The organism is Clostridium uliginosum (genome assembly GCF_900112485.1).
Lineage (GTDB): Bacteria > Bacillota > Clostridia > Clostridiales > Clostridiaceae > Clostridium > Clostridium uliginosum.
The window spans coordinates 1-20,391 of record NZ_FOMG01000007.1; the positions used below are offsets into that span (position 1 = coordinate 1).

Sequence of the window (20,391 nt, forward strand, 5' to 3'; positions counted from 1 at the left end):
CAGGATCAAACTCTCATTAAAAAGTTTAATCTTAGCTTACTCAATAAAAATTGCTGGTCTATTTATTAATATTCTGTTCAATTTTCAAAGATCTTTGCTGTCTCTCGACTGCTTTATTATGATACCATCATCAGCTTTAATTGTCAACATTTATTTAAAATAATTTTTGATCAACTTCAACTAATAATTGTGTGTTTTTTCAACAACGGATATTATAATATCATGTTTATCTATTATACCTAAATAATCTTATTCTGTATTTTTGGCTTTATTTTATTATTACTATATTTTTCTCTTATTTTCTATTATATATATATATTGATACGCCTGGATAAGTTATCCCAATTTAAATTAAAACTTATCCTAAATCATACAAAACCAGACTATTATTCTTTACTCTTTTTGAAACTTATCATACTATTAATATTAATAGTATGTACTTTATTTTAGAAATCAATTTAAAATAATCTTCAAAAATTCTAGGAGGACTTTATATGAAAAAGAAATTATTATGTTTAATATTATCACTTTCTATGTTTTCAATTATAGGTTGTTCAAAACAAGACAAGACATCTTCTAATAATACACCCCAAAACTACTCTTCTTCTAATAATATAATTAGCCCAAATGTAATTTCACCATTTATATTAACTGATAATACTTCATTTCCTTGTCCATTTGTTTTTGATGGAACTACATTAGTATTTCCAAATCCTGATGAAAATAATAGAATTTCCATGATTTCAGAACCACTCCCAAAAGATATACTTAAAAGTGAAAATCTAACAGACTTTGCAAATTACTCTACCACTAATTTAGCTTTAACTAGTAACATTCTTTATTTTGCTAATGGAGCTGATGGAGATTCCTTATGTTCATTAAATCTTAAGGATAAAACTTATAAAAACTTAAACAAAGATTCTGTTAGTAATTTAATTAGCTCAAGAGAACAATTATTTTACATAAACAAAAGTGATTCTAACAAATTATATGGTTATGACATAAATACTAATAAAGCATCTGCCTTATCTCCAGATAGCGTTGGTTCTTTTATAATTAATGGTGATTTTATAATATATCAAAATTTAAGTGATTCTTCAAAAATCTATTCAATAAAATCTGATGGTACTAACAGGCAAAAGCTTACTGATTATACTGCAAATAGTTTTGCTCCATTTAATGGGGAATTACTTTTCTTCAATACATCAGACAATGACACTCTATACTCATTAAATATAACAACATTAGAAAGCAGACGAATATCTCTTATAAGAGGCTCAAAATTAAAAACTATAGGCACTCAATTATTCTTTATAGATAGCAATGAGCCAAACTATCTCTACTCTCTATCAGTAGATTTAACCAAACCAGAAGTAACATCTAAACCTTATATTTCTGATTCTATAAACGACTATTATTTAACACCTGCGGGTATATTTTATGAAAAAGGAATCAATATAAACAACATCTATTTTTATGCTCTCCCAACAAAAAGTTAGATATATGCTTATAAAAAGTGCACCAATTCTAGCTCTAAGGATTACTTAACGTAAAAAAGGTTGAAGAAAAATTTCTTTCTTCAACCTTTTTATCATATTAGGCACATGAAATAAAATAATAAGTCCAAAATGCTATGCATATTTTTCATCAGGCAAGGAGACAGATTTGTCTCATAGCGGGCCTATTAAGACAATCTGCCGACGTGAGCAGTGAACCCAAATCTATGATTTGGTGTGAATCGCTTACTCAGTGAGCGTATGCAAGTCGAGCTTCCTATGATATAAAATAGGCTAGCAGATGGACTTGTTATTTTTTTTGAATGCACCTTATTATAGATTATTAACTATTTCTTTAAATTTATTACCACGTACCATAAAATTAGGGAACATATCAAAAGATGCACATGCCGGAGACAATGTAATAATATCTCCAGGATCAGCCAAACTCTTAGCCTTATTCACAGCCTCTTCTAATGAATTTGTTTCTGTAATATTAACTTTAATTCCTTTTTTCTCTTCAAGCTCTGTAAAAACTTCTTTTATTTTATCTTTAGTTGCACCCAAAAGCACTAACTCTTTAATATAAGGATATCCTTCATCTGCTAATGGCTCAAATTTCAAATGCTTATCATATCCTCCTGCAATTATTATTACCTTCCTATTGAATGCTTTAAGTCCAGCTAAAGTTCTTGTTGGACTTGATGCTATTGAATCATTATAATATTTCACACCATCTATTTCTTTTACAAATTCGCATCTATGTTCAACCCCATTAAAACTTTCAGCAACACTTTTCATGGTTTTGATACATACATCATCTTTTGTCGCTATAAATGCGGCTAAATAATTTTCAACATTATGCATACCCTTAATAATAATATTGTCTTTTTTACAAACTTCTTCTCCTAAAAGATAAAGGACATCGTCTTTATAATAAGCTCCACTTTTTAGTTCTCTTTTGGAACTAAACTCTCTAACTATTCCCTTTGCTTCCTTTTCAAATTCATAAGTAATGTCATTTTCACGATTTACTACTAACACATTTTCTGCTTCTTGATATAAAAATATATTTTTCTTTGCATCTATATATTCTTGCATATCTTTATGCATATCTAAATGATTAGGTGCTAAATTAGTACAAATTGCTACATCTATTGGTAAATTCATAGTCATCAGTTGAAAACTAGACAATTCTAGTACAACTCTATCAACCTCTTTTATTTCTTCTATTTGAGCAAATAGTGGATTTCCAATATTACCTCCAACCCAGGTCTTATATCCTTCTGCTTCTAGCATCTTAGATATAATCGTCGTTGTTGTTGTCTTCCCATCGCTGCCAGTTACTCCATAAATTTTACCTTTGCAATATCTAACAAATTCCTCCATCTCTGAAGTAATATATGTGCCTTCTTCCTTTACTCTTAGTAAAGCTTCACTATCAATCCTCATAGATGGTGTCTTGAATATAACATCAAATCCAGTAAGGTTATTTAAGTATCCTTCTCCTAATTCTAATACCACTCCTTTATTATTAAAATCAACAGCAATCTCACCTAATTCTTTTTGATCTTTTTTATCAAAAGCTACAACTTTTGCTCCTAAATCTAATAAAAAATTAATGAGTGGGATATTACTAACCCCAATCCCTACAACTCCAACTTTCTTTCCATATATAAATTCTTTAAATTCTTTAAATTCTTTTTTCATTTTTCTCCTCCACGTGAACATATGTTATAAATCATATTATGATATATTATTAAACTTGCCAATATGTTTTTGATTATAACACTTTAAAAAATCTTATTCCACGAATATACATAAAGAGCTGTCTTAAAACAGAAATTACTTTCTACTTCAAAACAGCTCTTTTTTTGATTACAGCTTCTTTTAGTTATTTAAATAATTTCAAGCATTAATTTAAAATTCTAAATTCTTTTCTATATAAGCTTCTAATTCGCTTATTTTAATTCTTTCTTGTTTCATAGTATCTCTATGTCTAATGGTAACTGCTTCGTCTTCTAATGTATCGAAGTCAATTGTTATACAATAAGGAGTTCCTATTTCATCTTGTCTTCTATATCTTTTTCCAATACTTCCTGTTTCATCATATTCAATATTGAACTTCTTACTTAAATTTGCATAAACATCTAAAGCGTTTTCTGATAATTTCTTTGAAAGAGGTAATATAGCTGCTTTATATGGAGCCAATGCTGGATGTAAGTGCATTACTGTTCTAACATCTCCGCCTTCTAGTTCTTCTTCATCATAAGCTTCAACTAAAAATGCTAAAGCAACTCTATCTGCACCTAATGATGGTTCTATAACATATGGAATATACTTTTCATTAGTTGTTGGATCTAAGTAACTTAAATCTTGACCTGAATGTTCTTGATGCTTAGTTAAGTCATAGTCAGTTCTATCTGCTATTCCCCAAAGTTCACCCCAGCCAAATGGGAATAAGTATTCTATATCAGAAGTTGCATTAGAATAGAATGATAATTCTTCTTGTTCATGATCTCTCATTCTTATGCTTTCTGATTCAACTCCAAGGTCAAGTAAGAACTTCCAACAATAGTCCTTCCAATATTTATGCCATTCTAAATCTGTTCCTGGTTTACAGAAGAACTCTAATTCCATTTGTTCAAATTCTCTTGTTCTAAAAGTAAAGTTTCCTGGAGTAATCTCATTTCTAAAAGACTTTCCTATTTGAGCTATACCAAATGGTACTTTCTTTCTTGAAGTTCTTTGTACTGATTTAAAGTTTACAAATATACCTTGTGCTGTTTCTGGTCTTAAAAAAACTTCTGATTTAGCATCCTCAGTAACTCCTTGGAATGTTTTAAACATAAGGTTAAACTTCCTTATATCTGTATAATTCATTTTTCCACACTTCGGACAAACTATATTATTCTTTTCAATATATTCTTTTAACTCTTCATTAGTCCATCCATCAGCTGTAGCTACTTCAGCACCATTAGCTGTCATATGATCTTCAACTAACTTATCCGCCCTAAATCTTGCTTTACATTCCTTACAGTCCATTAATGGATCTGAGAATCCACCAATGTGTCCTGATGCTACCCATACTTCTTTATTCATTAAAATAGCACAATCTAATCCTACATTATAAGGACTTTCTTGAACAAACTTCTTCCACCATGCCTTTTTAACATTATTCTTAAATTCTACTCCTAAAGGGCCATAATCCCACGAATTAGCCAATCCTCCATATATATCTGATCCAGGGAAAATGAATCCTCTGTTTTTACAAAGTGCTGTAATTTTATCCATTGTTTTTTCTACTGCCATTATGTTTTCCTCCAATTCATATATTTTTATAAAATAAAAAAGACCTTATAACCACAAAGGGACGAAATTTTATTTCCGCGGTTCCACCCTTCTTGGCTAAAGCCCAACTTTAATCTAAACACTCTAAAGTTCCTTTCATTTTAACACTATAATGATTTGCACCTACCATCATCTCTCTAAAAAAGCATTAAAGTTACTTTTCTTTTTCACAGCGTATATTAAATTATATCTTAATTTTATCAAAAGGCTTTTATATGTCAAGTAAAAAACATATTAATTGTAAAAGGAACTCTTTAAAATTCTAATTTAGAAATTTAAAGTGATCCTTTTCTTTATACATTAAAAGCTTAATTAAAAGCTCATATTATTTTCTGATTTAAATTAAACAGTTTTAACTGTTGAATTAACATTTATTGCACCAGGTGGCACATCTATTATAGATGACATTGTCGGATCCATTTTAAGTCCAGCAGTACTAGTTTCAAACTCAACTTTATACTTACCATTACATAAAGCCACAAAGCTATAAGCTTGAGTTGCACCAGCTGGTATTTTATATGACTTGTAATCAACAACATTGCCATTTTCATCATATAATTCTACAGTAACATCTGCTGCTTTTGCAGTAGTATTTGCTATTGCTCCACTTATTGTATTTTGTGAAGGACAAATAGTTGTAGCTTTTTTAGCTAATAAGAATAATGTTACGCTCTTAAATATTGTTCTTGGATTTAGAGCTTTTGCAAACACATTTTCTACACAAACTTCCACACAAAACTCGTCTTCTTCAAGATCTGTTTTTGGATCTAATACAATAGAAGTGCAAAATGGAAATTTAAAATTTATTGAATGAAGTGATTGTTCACAAGTATCAGCTGTATAAACAACAGTTTGGCATATATTCCCATCTACCATCAGTTTACGTCCTGTTAAAATTGTACCTTCCACATTAGCCCCATCAGATACTGCTGTTTCAATAACTCTAGTACATTCAATTAACACGTTAACATAAATTCTATCTATATCTTCAATATTAGGATAACATTCAGGTAGAGGAAGAATTTCAGGAACTGTTATTTGAGTCCAAGCAGCTTTATCTTTTTGATTAAAATTTTTAGGATCACAAAGTCCTATTACTTTATAACTATTACCTTTAGTACATTTACAATACATACTTATTCCTCCCTCCTAAATTATAGAGCATACTTCGATCGGCTCAGCTTTTATAAATAATGTTGTATTTTTAAATATTTGTCTTTCATTAAGAGGACATGCAAATACATCCTCAATGCAAGCCTTTATTTTAAACTTATCAGTGAAATTAGTTGTATCACCATCAAGAACTATATATGCTGATATTGGCATATCATAATGTGCTGAATGGACAGATCCACATTCAGATGTTGAAATATAAGTTATTCTTTGTCTTAATAGTGCATGCACTAATAATTTAAATCCTGTAAGAGTAAGACCTTCATAGTTTGTCACTGTAGTATCAGGTGTTGCAATTACCTTTTGACACATAATTTCAACTCTTGAATTTACTGATAATATTTGATAGATATCAGGTTTTAACTTAGGGATTGTTAAAAGTTCTGGAACTGATATTTCGGTCCATTCTTTTCCTTTATCTTGTAACAATTGAATAAGTTTTTCAGAATCACATATTCCCTTTATATCTGGATTATCTGTAAAACAATCTTTTTTACTACAAGATTTAAATCCTGTAGTTGAAGTGCATTCTAATCCTGATTCGTCAAGTAAATTTTTATTACAATCAGTTACTATTGGTGTTGCTTTTAATAATAAATCTACACAAAAATCGATTGTTCTATCACATACTCTCTTTACACACACTTCTTGTACGCAATTACTGATCAAATAATCATAATCTAAGCAAACTGATGCTGGAAGTACTATAAAAGTTGAAAATGGGATTTGTCCATGAAAGCTATGAACTCTTTGTTCCTTAGTTAAAGAAACATAAGATATAGATAAACAAATTAGTCCTTCTACTACTAATTTTTTACCTGTACTACTTTTTCCTTCATAATTTGTTATTAATCCATCAGGACCTTTAGGCGTAACTATTGTTTTCTTTTTTAAAATCTCTACTGTTACACCTATTTTATCAATTTCTTCAATAGATGGTTTTTCTTTTGGAACTGCAACTGTTCCTATTGTTGAAATATCTGTCCAAAACTTAGTATTTACTTCAAATTCTGAAGGGTCACAAATACCTGAAAATTCTATACTTTCTTCATTGATACAATCATCACAGTGTTGTTGTGGAACTTCTTCTGTACATCCACAAGAACATGATGATTCTTTGTTACATCCATCATTACATTTCATCTTCTTCTCTCCTTTTTTCAAGTTTTATAATTTATTCAAACATTACATCATCAATCAACCATATCCCAGCTGGCAACTTATTATTTAAAGCAGGTTCTGCAACAAATAAAATAGTAGCTTGACTTTGATTAGGATTGCCCATTCCTCCTCCACAACTACATCCGTCTGTTGCTGAACATTGAGGAGAAATTTCATACGATTCAAAGTCATATTCAGTCAGAGCTAGAGCTGAAGTTGTACTATCTTTCTCTATAACAATCTGTTCATTAGTACCTCTTGGAATTACCATTTGAAATGCAGGTTTAATAGTTGGATTAGCACATATAGCACCACTACTATTGTTATTAGCTATTAATGGCCAACTATTATCAAGCATATATTTAATATCATTTGATACATTTCCCCAATATACATAAGCTGCTACAGCAAGATTATAATCACTTCTATTACTTGCTCCATTTAGTTGAAAATTATAATCATATAAGGCTGCCCAAAATTCTAACTCATAATTGCACTTAGGATCTATATTGACTACTTGCATTAAATATGCAGGTTTAAAAACACTACCGTTATATGGAGGTTGTAGATATACGGAAAACTTTCCTGTATGAGCTATATTAAAATATTTGCTTGTATCTACTACTATAGGAACTTCTGGATTAGTCGATGTTTGTAATTGTATTGCTGTAATAGTTGTACCTATAGTAGTTTCATCAGTTCTTGTAACTCCATATTTAGTCCACACACAACCTTCTAACGGCCAACATTCAAAACTTGGATCACAAACGTGATTACATTCAACGCAACAAGTTGCATCTGAGCCTGGCTTTCCATCATTACCATTGGCACCTGTTGATCCTGTTGGTCCTGTTAAATCTCCCGAAACTTTATATTCACAATCACAAGGCCCTTTAACCATCAAATGTTTCTTGTCATCACTCCATTTGACATCAACGTTACAGCAATTATTATTGCAGCAACAGTTATTATTACATCCACAATTGTTATTTGCCATACAACATCCCCCCATTCCATAAGGTTGATACATCTGTGAACACATTTGTGGATAGCATGGTGGACACATCGGCGATGCTAAATCTCCTTTTTCTCCTTTTTCTCCTTTTTCTCCTTTTGGTCCCTGAGGTCCTGGAGGTCCTGAATATCCTTGTGGTCCCATATATCCTTGATCTCCCTTTGGTCCTGTAGCCCCTGCACATCCTTGTGGCCCCATGCTTCCTTGGTCTCCCTTTATTCCTGCTGACCCTGGATATCCTTGTGGTCCCATACATCCTTGATCTCCTTTGGGTCCTGCTATTGGCATCACATAGTTTCCTGAAGGTGTATAATATTGAACATTGCCTGAAGTATTAGTACTCAATCTTTCTCTTCCCTTTTCTTCATTATTGTAAATCGGATAAACTGACAAATTCATCACCTCCTGTAAATAATGTATGTTAATTCTAATTTTTTTGACACAATATCGCTTAAAGTTATATTTAACCTTAAGTGATTATTTAAAATTAGGTCCATATTAAGTTAGCGAATCATATTATGATATTGATAAATTTTGCAGGTGGTGAAATTATATGAAGGATTCAAATTGCTATACTAAGAAGATCCTATTTAAAAACTGTGCTTTTGCAGACACAATATCTTTACCTGCTTGTTCTGATCCAATTAAAGAAATTGTAGACTATGCAGTAAAGATATTTGTTTTTGAAAATAAATTCGTAAAAACTTGTGGTGATGAGAAATTAATGATTAAAGGGTACAAAGCTATAAAGATTAGATATTTAGTAGATGATTGTACTGGTAAAGTTATATGTAAAACATTTACTGTTCCTTTTTTTGAATTGATTCCAATACCAATTTGTAGCAATATAGTAAAAATAGATGCAAAAGTAAGTTATTGTGATTTAAATCATTGTGATTCTTATACTCTTTGGTTTTATAACGTAATCACATTATGTATTTCTGTATATACAAAAAATACACCTCCTATCATTCATTGTGATAAGGAACATAACTGTTCTGATGAAGATTGGAATTTTAAAAACGACTGTTACCCTTCTACAAAAAAAATACATTATCATGAAAAACATTGTTACCCTTCAAGTATAGCGAATGATATAGATGATGATTCTTGTTGTATGAAAAAAACAGATTGTTGCAAAAGTCATTATAGAGATGATGAATGTTAATTCTGTTCTTTTTATATAAAATAAAAAAGAGTTTTGTATCAACAGACATTATCTGTTCTTACAAAACTCTTTAAATAAAAAAATGGCTCCGCGAAGAGGACTCGAACCTCCAACCTATCGGTTAACAGCCGAGTGCTCCACCATTGAGCTATCGCGGAACGTCATTACCTTTACTATTATAACAGGATTTTATTAAAATGCAAGTATTTTTTTAAATTTAAATTATATTAATTAAATAGAATTAATATAACTCTTAATTCTATTTAAAACTGCCCTTAGTATAAGCTTAAACCAAATAATATTATAATTAATATAATTCACTATTTATATGGTTAACCTCTAAAGAAATAATAGAGATAATGAACAAATTCAAATGAACAATCATTTTTAGAATATATGTATTAGCACAAAATAATAGTGTAATAATAGTAATCACACTTACTCTCATTACACACTCAACATAACATATATAAACTTTCTTTTATTAATCATCGTTAAAATTATTAATGTTTTAATCCCTAAAAAAGGGTAAAAAAAATGGCTCCGCGAAGAGGACTCGAACCTCCAACCTATCGGTTAACAGCCGAGTGCTCCACCATTGAGCTATCGCGGAACGTCATTACCTTTACTATTATAACAGGATTTAATTTAAATGCAACCCTTTTTATTAAAAAATACAAAAACAATATTTGGTTATTGTTTTTATATTAAATTTATTAACATCACATTTTACATTTTACATTTTTCAAATATTATGAAATAAAAAGAACCAGACAAATAGCTGTATAAAACTATTTATCTGGTGCCTAAAAATATCTTAAAAAAGTATTCTTTCTAACTTTGTGGTTTCATTGTTGGGAATAATAGAACATCTCTAATAGATGCTGAATCAGTTAAAAACATAATAAGTCTATCAATTCCAATTCCTAAGCCACCTGTTGGAGGCATACCTGTTTCTAACGCACTCATAAACTGTTCATCCATCATATATGCTTCATCATCACCTAGTTCTCTATCTTTTGCTTGTTGTTCGAATCTTTCTCTTTGAACTATAGGATCATTTAATTCTGAATAAGCATTACAAATCTCTCTACCAAATACAAATCCTTCAAATCTTTCAGTTAATTCTGGATTTCCTCTCTTCTTCTTAGTAAGAGGTGAAACTTCAACTGGATAATCCATTACAAATGTAGGTTGAATCATATTTGCTTCACCAAATTCTTCGTATAAAGCATTTAATACTTCTCCCTTTGTCACTGTATCTAAAGGCTTAGCAAATTCTAAATGTTTTTCCTTTGCTATAGCTTGAGCTTCTTCATTTGATTTTATTGCATTAAAGTCTACTCCAGCATGTTCCTTTACCACATCAACCATAGTTACTCTTCTCCATGGTGGCATAAAGTCTATTTCTGTTCCTTGGTACATAACCTTAGTAGTTCCATTTACCTTTTTGCACACATGTGCAACCATATTTTCTGTAATTTCCATCATATCATTATAATCAGAATATGCTTCATATAATTCAATAACAGTAAATTCTGGGTTATGTCTAATTGACATTCCTTCATTTCTAAAGTTTCTACCCATTTCATATACTTTTTCAAATCCAGCAACAATTAATCTTTTAAGATATAATTCTGTTGCAATTCTTAAATACATGTCAATACCTAAAGTATTATGATGAGTAATAAATGGCTTAGCTGCAGCACCTCCTGCTATTGGTGCAAGAATAGGGGTCTCAACTTCTAAGAATCCCTTATTATCTAAAAATTCTCTTATTCCTGAAATAATCTTGCTTCTCTTTATAAATGTATCTTTTACTTCTACATTTGTAATTATATCAACTTCTCTTTGTCTATATCTTAAATCTGGATCTTTTAATCCGTGCCATTTTTCTGGTAGTGGTTTTAAAGATTTGCAGATTAATTTAAAAGTTTTTACCTTTACTGTAACTTCTTCAGTTCTTGTTTTGAATACTTCTCCTGTTGCTTCAATCCAATCACCAATATCATAAGTTTTGTATTCTTTTAAATTTTCTTCTCCAACTTCATCAATCTTTAAAAACAATTGCATTTTGCCATCTCTATCATGTATATCTGAGAAAACTACTTTACCTTGACCTCTCTTTGACATCATTCTTCCAGCAACTGTTACTATTTTACCTTCTAATGTTTCATAATTAGACTTAACTTCTTCTGATGTATGAGTTCTTTCTACTTTATAAACATCAAAAGGATCTTTTCCTACCTTTTGTAATTCGGTTAATTTATCTCTTCTTAAACCTTCTTGTTCGTTATACTGAGATTCTAACTCCTGTATACTTATTTCGTCAGTTGACATATTATCCCTCCGTTAATCGCTTCTTAAATTATTAGTTCCTTTTTATTTCTAATACTTCGAACTTATTTACTCCATCTGGAACTACAACTTCTACTATATCACCTAATTTTTTGCCTACTAAAGCTTTTCCAACTGGTGATTCATTTGATATTTTAAAATTCATAGGATCTGCTTCTGCTGAACCTACAATTGAGTATTCAACTTCTTCGTCAAATTCATAATCTTTAACTTTAACTTTTGATCCAACTGCAATCATATCACTTGGAATATCTGATTCGTCTACAACAACAGCATTTTTTAGCATGTTTTCTAACTGAAGAATTCTTCCTTCAGTAAACGCTTGGTCATTCTTAGCTTCATCATATTCTGAGTTTTCGCTTAAGTCTCCATATCCTAATGCAACTTTTATTTTTTCAGTTATTTCTTTTCTTTTAACTGTTTTTAAATGTTCTAGTTCACCTTCTAATTTCTTAACACCTTCATAAGTCATTACATATTGTTTTGCTTCGCTCATATTTTGCTCCCCTTTAAATAACCTTTTATTTTTTTATATTTAAGTGCCTAAACTAGGCATTTTACTTCAAAATCATTTAACTCATTATAAATCAGTGTATCTTATATGTCAATAAAGTCACTTACTGGACTAAATCAATTTCATTATTGTTATTAACTTATATGTATTCCTTACACTCTACAATAATTCTTAAATATAAAATTTTATAATTTTTCTTTATAATCTTCTAAAAGTTCAATAACTGTTAAACTTTCATTTATTATATTTATTTGATTCTTAATCTCTGTTGATCTTGGAAGTCCTTTAAGATACCAAGAAGCATGCTTCCTCATCTCTCTTATAGCTTTATATTCTCCATCATTTTTAATAGCTAGTTCATAATGTCTTATACACATTTCTAGTTTCTCTTCATATGATATTTCTTTAACACTATTACCTTTTAATGCATCTCCTACTTGTTTGAAAATCCAAGGATTTCCCATACTTCCTCTTGCAATCATTATTCCATCACAATCAGTAATTTTTTTCATTTTCAATGCATCTTCTGGAGAAAAAACATCTCCATTACCTATAACAGGAATAGAAACCGCTTGTTTAACCTCTCTTATTATATCCCAATCTGCACTTCCTTCATACATTTGCTTTCGAGTTCTTCCATGCACGGCTATCGCATCAGCTCCAGCTTGCTCTATTATCTTACCAAATTCTACTGCATTTATATGATCTTCATCATATCCTTTTCTAAATTTTACTGTAACAGGCTTTGTTGAAACCCTTTTTATAGCACGCACAATATCATAAGCTAAATTAGGTTCTAACATTAATGCAGATCCTTCTTTGTTTCTAACTATCTTTGGTGCGGGGCATCCCATATTTATATCAATAATGCAAATATCTTCTCTAGGGTTTAAATATTTTTCACAGATTTCTGCCATTATTTCAGGCTCACGACCAAAAATTTGAACAGCCACAGGAGCTTCTTCATCAGATACCCTAAGTAATGTTTGAGTATTTTCACTTCCATAGTATAATGCCTTCGCGCTTACCATTTCTGTATAAACTAATTCACATCCCATTTCTTTGCATAGACCTCTAAATGATATATCAGTGACACCTGCCATAGGTGCTAGAAATACACTATTCTCAAAACTCATATTTCCTATTTTCATTTAGACTCTACTCCTTATTCTTTTCGTATAATATTTTTAATCCTTCTAAAGTTAAATCTGAATCTACCTTATCTATTACATTCGTTTCATTCGCAATCAAATTAGCTAATCCTCCTGTTGCTATAACAAAAGGTTCTTCTTCATTACTCATTTCCTCTTTCATTTTCTTTATAATATATTCAACTTGCCCTACATATCCAAATACAACACCAGATTGAATACTTGCTACAGTATTTTTACAAATAACCTTTCTTGGTACTTCTAATTCTACTCTTGGTAACTTAGCTGCTCTCTCAAACAATGCATCTGAAGCAATTCTAAGTCCTGGACATATACATCCGCCTAAATAGTCCCCATTACCTGTTACAGCACAAAATGTTGTAGCTGTTCCAAAGTCTAAAATAATAACTGGTCTTTTATAAATTTCAAAAGCAGCAACAGCATTTACTATCCTATCTGCTCCAACCTCTTTAGGATTATCATATTTAATATTAATTCCTGTTTTTATGCCAGGTCCAACTATTATAGGTTCCTTACCGAAACATCTTCTTAACATATTTTCTAAGGAATGCATTATATTGGGAACAACAGATGAAACAATGATCCCTTTAACCTGTTTAGCATCCAAATCGCTTAAATTAAACAATTGCATTATTTGTATACTATATTCATCTGAAGTCTTGTTTCCTTCAGTTGAAATACGCCAACTTGCTATATATTTTTTATCCTTGTATACTCCAAATACAATATTAGTATTACCTGCATCAACGAGTAAAATCATTAAAAGCACCACCTTAATATTAATTAAAAAGCAGCCCTAGAGCTGCCTTAATTTAGTAATTTACTTCAAAATAACAATATAATTTTAACAATTCACACTAATTTGTCAAGGGTTTCAATGAAAATTAAAATAAGCCTACTATTTCTCCATCCTTAAGTACATCCATCTTATTTGCTGCTGGAACCTTTGGAAGTCCTGGCATTGTCATTATATTTCCTGTTTGTACCACTATAAATCCAGCACCATTAGAAACTCTTACTTCTTGCACTGTTATGTCAAAGCCTTCTGGTTTAGCTAAAAGATTAGGATTATCTGACAATGAATATTGAGTCTTTGCCATACATATAGGTAGTTTATCTAAACCAAACTTAACTAATTCAGATATTTGCTTTTTAGCTTCATTGCTATATGAAACTCCATTAGCTCCATATATTTCCTTAGCTATAGTTAATACCTTTTCTTCAATAGTCTTATCCACATCATAAATTGGCATAAATTTCGAATCATTTTTGTCTAAAATATCTACTACTATTTTTCCTAATTCTAATCCACCTTCTCCACCTTTTTCCCATACATCTGAAAGTGCAACTTTAACGCCTAATTTATCACAAAAATCTTTTACAAATTTAACTTCTTCATCACTGTCAGTTACAAATCTATTAATTGCTACTACAGTATCAACATTAAATTTCTTAATATTTTCTATTTGTTTCTCTAGATTAGCTATTCCATTTGCTAAGGCTTCTACATTTGGAGTGTTTAATTTATCCTTTGCAACTCCTCCATGATGTTTTAAAGCTCTTATGGTTGCTACAATAACAACACAAGATGGATTTAAATTTCCGTATCTACATTTAATATCAAAGAATTTTTCAGCTCCTAAATCAGCACCAAACCCTGCTTCAGTTATTGTAATATCTCCTAATTTCATTGCTAGTTTAGTTGCCATTATAGAATTACATCCATGAGCTATATTAGCAAATGGTCCTCCATGTATTAATGCAGGAGTATTTTCTAAAGTTTGAACTAAGTTAGGCTTAATAGCATCTTTCATTAACAAAGCCATTGCACCTTGAACTTCTAACTGCTTTGCATAAACTGGATTTGCATCTAAATCATATGCTATTAAAATATTACCCATTCTTTCCTTTAAATCTTCTAAATCAGTAGCTAAACAAAGTATAGCCATTATTTCTGATGCAACAGTTATAGTAAATCCATCTTCTCTAACAAATCCGTTGATTTTTCCACCCATACCAACAATAATTTTTCTTAAAGCTCTATCATTCATGTCCATAACTCTTTTAAATAGTATTCTTCTTGAATCTATTTTTAAATTATTTCCTTGGTGTATATGATTATCTATTGCAGCTGATAATAAATTATTAGCACATGTAATAGCATGCATGTCACCAGTAAAATGAAGATTAATATCTTCCATTGGAACTACTTGTGCATATCCACCACCTGCAGCTCCACCTTTTATTCCAAATACTGGTCCTAAAGATGGTTCTCTTAATGCTATAACTGCCTTTTTACCCATTTTATTTAATGCCTGACCAAGACCTACAGTTACAGTTGATTTTCCTTCACCTGCTGGAGTAGGATTTATAGCTGTCACTAACACTAATTTTCCATCTTTATTATCTTTAACTTTATCATAAACATCTAAAGAAATTTTACATTTGTATTTGCCATAGTATTCAATGTCATCTTCACATAATCCTAACTTTTCAGCCACACTTTTTATTGGTTCCATTTTTGCCTCTTGAGCAATTTGAATATCACTTTTCATTGAATAAGCCTCCTATTAATCATATATTAATTTAATAAACATAAAAATTAAACTTATTATATCATTTTAATCTTAAAGGCGAAAGATTTTTCGAATATTTAGCTCATATTTTTATAAATCATTCGTGTAAGTAGGATGCTTAGTCTCAGTTGGCGTTTTAACTCCATCCGAAACATAGAAATCGTATTCAGGAGTGTGTAGCTGTTATTTCCCACTTGTAGAAGGGTGAGTATTACAGATGCTGGCTATCGGATAAATCACTACACTTATTTCATTAATTATTTATATATTTGTACTATACCAAAATATATAAAGTTTTTTCATACTTTAAGCATATTTAAAAAAAGAGGTTTTTTAAAAGAATTACTTCTCTTAAAAAACCTCTTTTTTTCATTAATTACTTGCAAAAATTTCTTCAAATTCTTTCCCTTCAATCTTTTCTTTTTCAAGTAAGACTCCAGCAACTGCATGTAATTTATTCATATTTTCTTTTAATAGACTTTCTGCCTTAGAATAAGCTTCGTCTATAAAATCTTTTATTTCTTTATCTATTTTAGAACTAATTTCCTCACTGAAGTTTCTTCCTTTTCCCAAATTTCTTCCTAGGAATACTTCATTATCATTATCTGCTCCATAAGATATAGTACCAATTTTGTCACTCATACCGTATTCCATAACCATACTTCTTGCTATAGCACTGGCCCTATCAATATCATTCTTTGCACCAGTACTTATATCTCCAAGAATTAGCTTTTCAGCAACCCTTCCGCCTAAAAGACCTATCATATCATTCTTAAGTTTTGTCTTTGATGTATATGAAGTATCCTCATTCGGAAGATGCATAGTATATCCACCAGCTCTACCTCTTGGAATTATACTTATTTCATGAACTTTATCTGAATTAGGAAGTAATTTCATAACAACTGCATGCCCAGCTTCATGATATGCTGTTAGCTTTTTATCATGATCAGTTATAAGCCTACTCTTCTTTTCAGGTCCTGCAATTACTCTTGTTATTGCTTCTTCCATTTCTTGCATTGAAATTCTTTTTTTCTCTCTTCTTACAGCAAGCAATGCTGCTTCATTAGCTAAATTTTCTAAATCTGCACCTGAAAAACCAGGTGTTCTTTTAGCTAATACATTTAACTCAACATTTTCCTCAAGAGGTTTCTTTCTTGTATGAACTACAAGAATCTCTTCTCTTCCTTTTACGTCAGGAATTCCTACAAGCACTTGCCTATCAAATCTACCTGGTCTTAATAATGCTGGATCTAATATATCTGGTCTGTTAGTTGCAGCTATCATAATAATACCTTCATTAGCACCAAATCCGTCCATCTCAACAAGAAGTTGATTTAATGTTTGTTCTCTTTCATCATGTCCACCGCCAAGACCTGCACCTCTTTGTCTTCCAACAGCATCTATTTCATCTATAAAAATTAAACACGGCGCATTTTTCTTTGCATCCTCAAATAAACTTCTAACCCTTGATGCACCTACTCCAACAAACATTTCAACGAAGTCTGATCCTGAAATACTAAAGAATGGTACTCCAGCTTCTCCTGATACAGCTTTTGCAAGCAATGTTTTACCTGTTCCTGGAGGTCCAACCAATAATACACCCTTTGGTATTCTTGCACCTATTTCAAGATATCTTGATGGATTCTTTAAAAAGTCAACTATTTCTTCTAATTCCACTTTTTCCTCATCTGCACCTGCAACATCTTTAAATGTGACTTTTTGCGATTCTGGAGTAGCCATTTTAGCCTTACTTTTTCCAAAGTTCATGACACCTCTTCCACCACCGCCACCTTGCGATTGTTGAGTAAATACAAATAGAAATACTAAGAAAACTACAACTAATAAAACACTTGGTATTAATGTTGTAAGCCACACTCCACTGTTAGATGGCTGTTCAAAATCTATCCTTACATCCGATTTTGGTTCTTCTTTAAGCAAAGAATTAATAACATCATCTGGGACATTAGTAATGAAACTTTTATTATCTCTAGTTTTTCCTTCAACAATTTTCTTATCTTCTTTAACAACAATACTCTCTATTTGATTTTCACTCCACTTTTGTTGAAATGAACTATATGCTATATTATCAGAACTTTTTCCTGTTTGCCACATAGCAACTGATGCTAAAACAAGCATAACTGAAACTACGATCCACAAAGCTGCACTTGAATATTTTTTCATTCAAGGCCCCCCTCTCTTCTACATGATTTTAATTTTACCATAGGGATATTTTTATTACAATAAATTGCAATCTCTATTTTTCATATACTTCTGGTTTTAATGTTCCAATAAAAGGTAGGTTCCTATATTTTTCCGCATAGTCAATTCCATATCCTACTATAAATGCATCTGGCACTCCAAAACCTATGTATTTTACATCTAATTCAGCCTTTCTTCTTGCAGGCTTATTCAATAAAGAAACTATCTCTATACTATTAGCCTTTCTTGCTTTTAAATATTTAAGTAGATAACTAAGAGTAACTCCACTATCCACTATATCTTCTACTAATAAAATATCTTTTCCTTCAACACTGTGATCTAAATCCTTTAAAATTCTTACAACTCCTGAGCTTTCTGTTGAATTTCCATAGCTTGATACAGCCATAAAATCTATTTCGCAAGGAATTGATATATTTTTAAGTAACTCTGCTGCAAAAATCACAGAACCCTTAAGTATTCCTACTACAACTAACTCTTTTCCTTTGTAATCATTGCTTATTTGTTTTCCTAATTCATTAATCTTATTACTTAAAGCCTCTTCATCAAATAATATTTCTTGTATGTCTTCTCTCATTATTTTATTCCTTTCTTTTAACCACTACTTTTAATATATTTTTACTGCTATTTGTAATTTTATAATCTTCAGCTACTCTTATCCCAGCTACCCATGCAATATCATCATCAAAACATAGTAATGGAATATTATCTCTTTCTTCCTTTGGTACTTTCATATCTATGAAAATATCTTTTATCTTCTTTTTGCCTTTCATTCCTAACGGAATCATCTTATCTCCATCTAATCTTTTCCTTACTGAAATAATAGAATTTATTTTATCAAAGTCAAAATATTTTATCAAGTTATTTTGTTTTAAGTCTAATTCTTCGTCTAACTTATTTGAAATTACAGACATTTTAATGGTGTACTCATTAAATTCAATTAAATCTTTACCTACATTTTTTTTGTTTAAGATAACTTTATTTTCATTAGATACTTTTTCATTTTTTTTACTATTATGTTTTAGATGTATATCTCCATAAATATTTTCAGCATAAATTTCTTTAGGTAAACTTATAATTTTCCCTGTTGCTTTCTTTGAAAGGTCCAAAATATCATATATATGTTTCATCTCAAAATCATAATGAGATTCTGAACACTCAACCACAGCATTTCTTATAACTCTAGTTACTAAAACTTCTTCTTCATTAAACAATTCTTTCCTTAATAACAAATCATTATTAATATTTGTTCTTTCACAATATTTATTATAGGCCTTTGTTGATAAACTCTCAATGAAAGTATTGTCTTTTTGTATTAAGAGTGACATTCTATTTAATGTTTGAACTATTTCTTCATTAAAATTTTGTTTCATATAAGGTAAAATATCTAATCTTATTTTGTTTCTATTATAAGTCTTTTCAAAGTTAGTTTTATCTATTCTAGGATTTAATTTTTTATCTTTTATATATTGTTCTACTTCCTTTCTAGATAAACATAAAATTGGTCTTATTATTTTATCTTCTCTCGAAACCTTAATCCCGCCCAAGCCTTCAAGACCCGTTCCTCTCATTAATCTAAACAATATAGTTTCAGCTTGATCATTTGCATTATGTGCAGTAGCAATTTTATTAAATCCATGATTCTTTAAAATTTCATCAAAAAAATCATATCTAGCATTTCTTCCAGCCATCTCTGAAGATAATTTATATTCTTTGGCATATTGATTTATATCTACTCTTTTAATAAAATAAGGAATTTTCATCTCCTTGCATGTATTAATTACAAATTTTTCATCATTAAAGGCATCTTCGCCTCTTAAAAGATGATTTAAATGAGCTGCTCCAATATCTATTTTTAGTTCATCCTTTAATTCAAGTAAGATATTTAAAAGACATAGGGAATCAGGTCCTCCCGAAAGAGCTACTAATATTTTATCTCCTACCTTTATTAATTTATTATCCTTGATGTAAGATAATACTCTTTTATTCAAATTTAACACTTCCTAATTATTTTTACGACATATAATATAATACCTTATATTTATTTTAAATGTAAATAACCTTAACAATAAAATTAAATGATTTCATTAATAAAAACTGCTGTAATAATACAGCAGTTTTTTAATTTTAGTCTATAAGGCATCATCACAAAATAATAAGCCAGTATACTTGTATCTTAGACTCACTATT

Annotated in this window: 15 protein-coding genes, 2 tRNA genes and 1 other annotated feature; of the genes, 2 read left to right on the forward strand and 15 right to left on the reverse strand. The window is 30.3% G+C overall.

Annotated features, from left to right (window positions below):
• Positions 1-494: 494 nt before the first annotated feature.
• Positions 495-1,499 carry a DUF5050 domain-containing protein gene (locus tag BM027_RS06295; RefSeq protein WP_090089766.1) on the forward strand — a complete coding sequence of 335 codons (1,005 nt, stop codon included), beginning with the start codon at positions 495-497 and terminating at the stop codon, positions 1,497-1,499.
• A 330-nt stretch (positions 1,500-1,829) separates the two neighbouring features.
• Here the strand turns inward: BM027_RS06295 and murD are convergent, their stop codons facing one another.
• The 5 genes from murD to BM027_RS06320 form a co-directional block, all read right to left on the reverse strand.
• On the reverse strand, positions 1,830-3,206 hold the full coding sequence (murD, locus tag BM027_RS06300) for a UDP-N-acetylmuramoyl-L-alanine--D-glutamate ligase (RefSeq protein ID WP_090089770.1): 1,377 nt from the start codon (positions 3,204-3,206) through the stop codon (positions 1,830-1,832).
• A gap of 210 nt (positions 3,207-3,416) precedes the next feature.
• On the reverse strand, positions 3,417-4,808 hold the full coding sequence (locus BM027_RS06305) for a glycine--tRNA ligase (RefSeq protein WP_090089773.1): 1,392 nt from the start codon (positions 4,806-4,808) through the stop codon (positions 3,417-3,419).
• Between the two features lie 54 nt (positions 4,809-4,862).
• Positions 4,863-5,027 (reverse strand) — a binding site (T-box leader).
• A 162-nt stretch (positions 5,028-5,189) separates the two neighbouring features.
• Positions 5,190-5,981: an SPOCS domain-containing protein gene (locus BM027_RS06310; protein ID WP_090089775.1), complete on the reverse strand. Its 792-nt coding sequence runs from the start codon at positions 5,979-5,981 to the stop codon at positions 5,190-5,192.
• Positions 5,982-5,996: 15 nt separating this feature from the next.
• Positions 5,997-7,163: a DUF3794 domain-containing protein gene (locus BM027_RS06315; protein ID WP_090089779.1), complete on the reverse strand. Its 1,167-nt coding sequence runs from the start codon at positions 7,161-7,163 to the stop codon at positions 5,997-5,999.
• Positions 7,164-7,194: 31 nt separating this feature from the next.
• The gene (locus BM027_RS06320) at positions 7,195-8,589 is read right to left on the reverse strand and encodes a collagen-like protein (protein ID WP_090089781.1); all 1,395 of its coding nucleotides are present in this window, start codon (positions 8,587-8,589) and stop codon (positions 7,195-7,197) included.
• Positions 8,590-8,749: 160 nt separating this feature from the next.
• On the opposite strand from BM027_RS06320, the gene BM027_RS06325 reads away from it, so the two are divergent.
• Positions 8,750-9,364 (forward strand): DUF3794 domain-containing protein, encoded by a 615-nt coding sequence (locus tag BM027_RS06325; protein ID WP_090089784.1) that lies wholly within the window; start codon positions 8,750-8,752, stop codon positions 9,362-9,364.
• Positions 9,365-9,447: 83 nt separating this feature from the next.
• Here the strand turns inward: BM027_RS06325 and BM027_RS06330 are convergent.
• The 10 genes from BM027_RS06330 to tilS form a co-directional block, all read right to left on the reverse strand.
• Positions 9,448-9,522: transfer RNA gene (locus BM027_RS06330), tRNA-Asn, on the reverse strand.
• Between the two features lie 380 nt (positions 9,523-9,902).
• Positions 9,903-9,977: transfer RNA gene (locus BM027_RS06335), tRNA-Asn, on the reverse strand.
• Positions 9,978-10,198: 221 nt separating this feature from the next.
• Positions 10,199-11,704 (reverse strand): lysine--tRNA ligase, encoded by a 1,506-nt coding sequence (lysS, locus tag BM027_RS06340; RefSeq protein ID WP_090089786.1) that lies wholly within the window; start codon positions 11,702-11,704, stop codon positions 10,199-10,201.
• A gap of 31 nt (positions 11,705-11,735) precedes the next feature.
• Positions 11,736-12,218: a transcription elongation factor GreA gene (greA, locus tag BM027_RS06345; RefSeq protein WP_090089788.1), complete on the reverse strand. Its 483-nt coding sequence runs from the start codon at positions 12,216-12,218 to the stop codon at positions 11,736-11,738.
• 203 nt (positions 12,219-12,421) lie between these two features.
• Positions 12,422-13,387, reverse strand: coding sequence for a tRNA dihydrouridine synthase DusB (gene dusB, locus BM027_RS06350; protein ID WP_090089790.1), 966 nt, complete (start codon positions 13,385-13,387; stop codon positions 12,422-12,424).
• 7 nt (positions 13,388-13,394) lie between these two features.
• Positions 13,395-14,168: a type III pantothenate kinase gene (locus tag BM027_RS06355; RefSeq protein WP_090089793.1), complete on the reverse strand. Its 774-nt coding sequence runs from the start codon at positions 14,166-14,168 to the stop codon at positions 13,395-13,397.
• Positions 14,169-14,292: 124 nt separating this feature from the next.
• Entirely contained in the window at positions 14,293-15,963 is a 1,671-nt protein-coding gene (locus tag BM027_RS06360) for a formate--tetrahydrofolate ligase (protein ID WP_090089796.1), read from the reverse strand.
• A 393-nt stretch (positions 15,964-16,356) separates the two neighbouring features.
• A complete protein-coding gene (gene ftsH, locus BM027_RS06365; protein ID WP_090089798.1) occupies positions 16,357-18,165 on the reverse strand; it encodes an ATP-dependent zinc metalloprotease FtsH in 1,809 nt (602 codons plus the stop codon).
• A gap of 73 nt (positions 18,166-18,238) precedes the next feature.
• Positions 18,239-18,778 (reverse strand): hypoxanthine phosphoribosyltransferase, encoded by a 540-nt coding sequence (hpt, locus tag BM027_RS06370; protein ID WP_090089800.1) that lies wholly within the window; start codon positions 18,776-18,778, stop codon positions 18,239-18,241.
• A 4-nt stretch (positions 18,779-18,782) separates the two neighbouring features.
• Positions 18,783-20,192 (reverse strand): tRNA lysidine(34) synthetase TilS, encoded by a 1,410-nt coding sequence (gene tilS, locus BM027_RS06375; RefSeq protein WP_090089802.1) that lies wholly within the window; start codon positions 20,190-20,192, stop codon positions 18,783-18,785.
• Positions 20,193-20,391 lie beyond the last annotated feature (199 nt).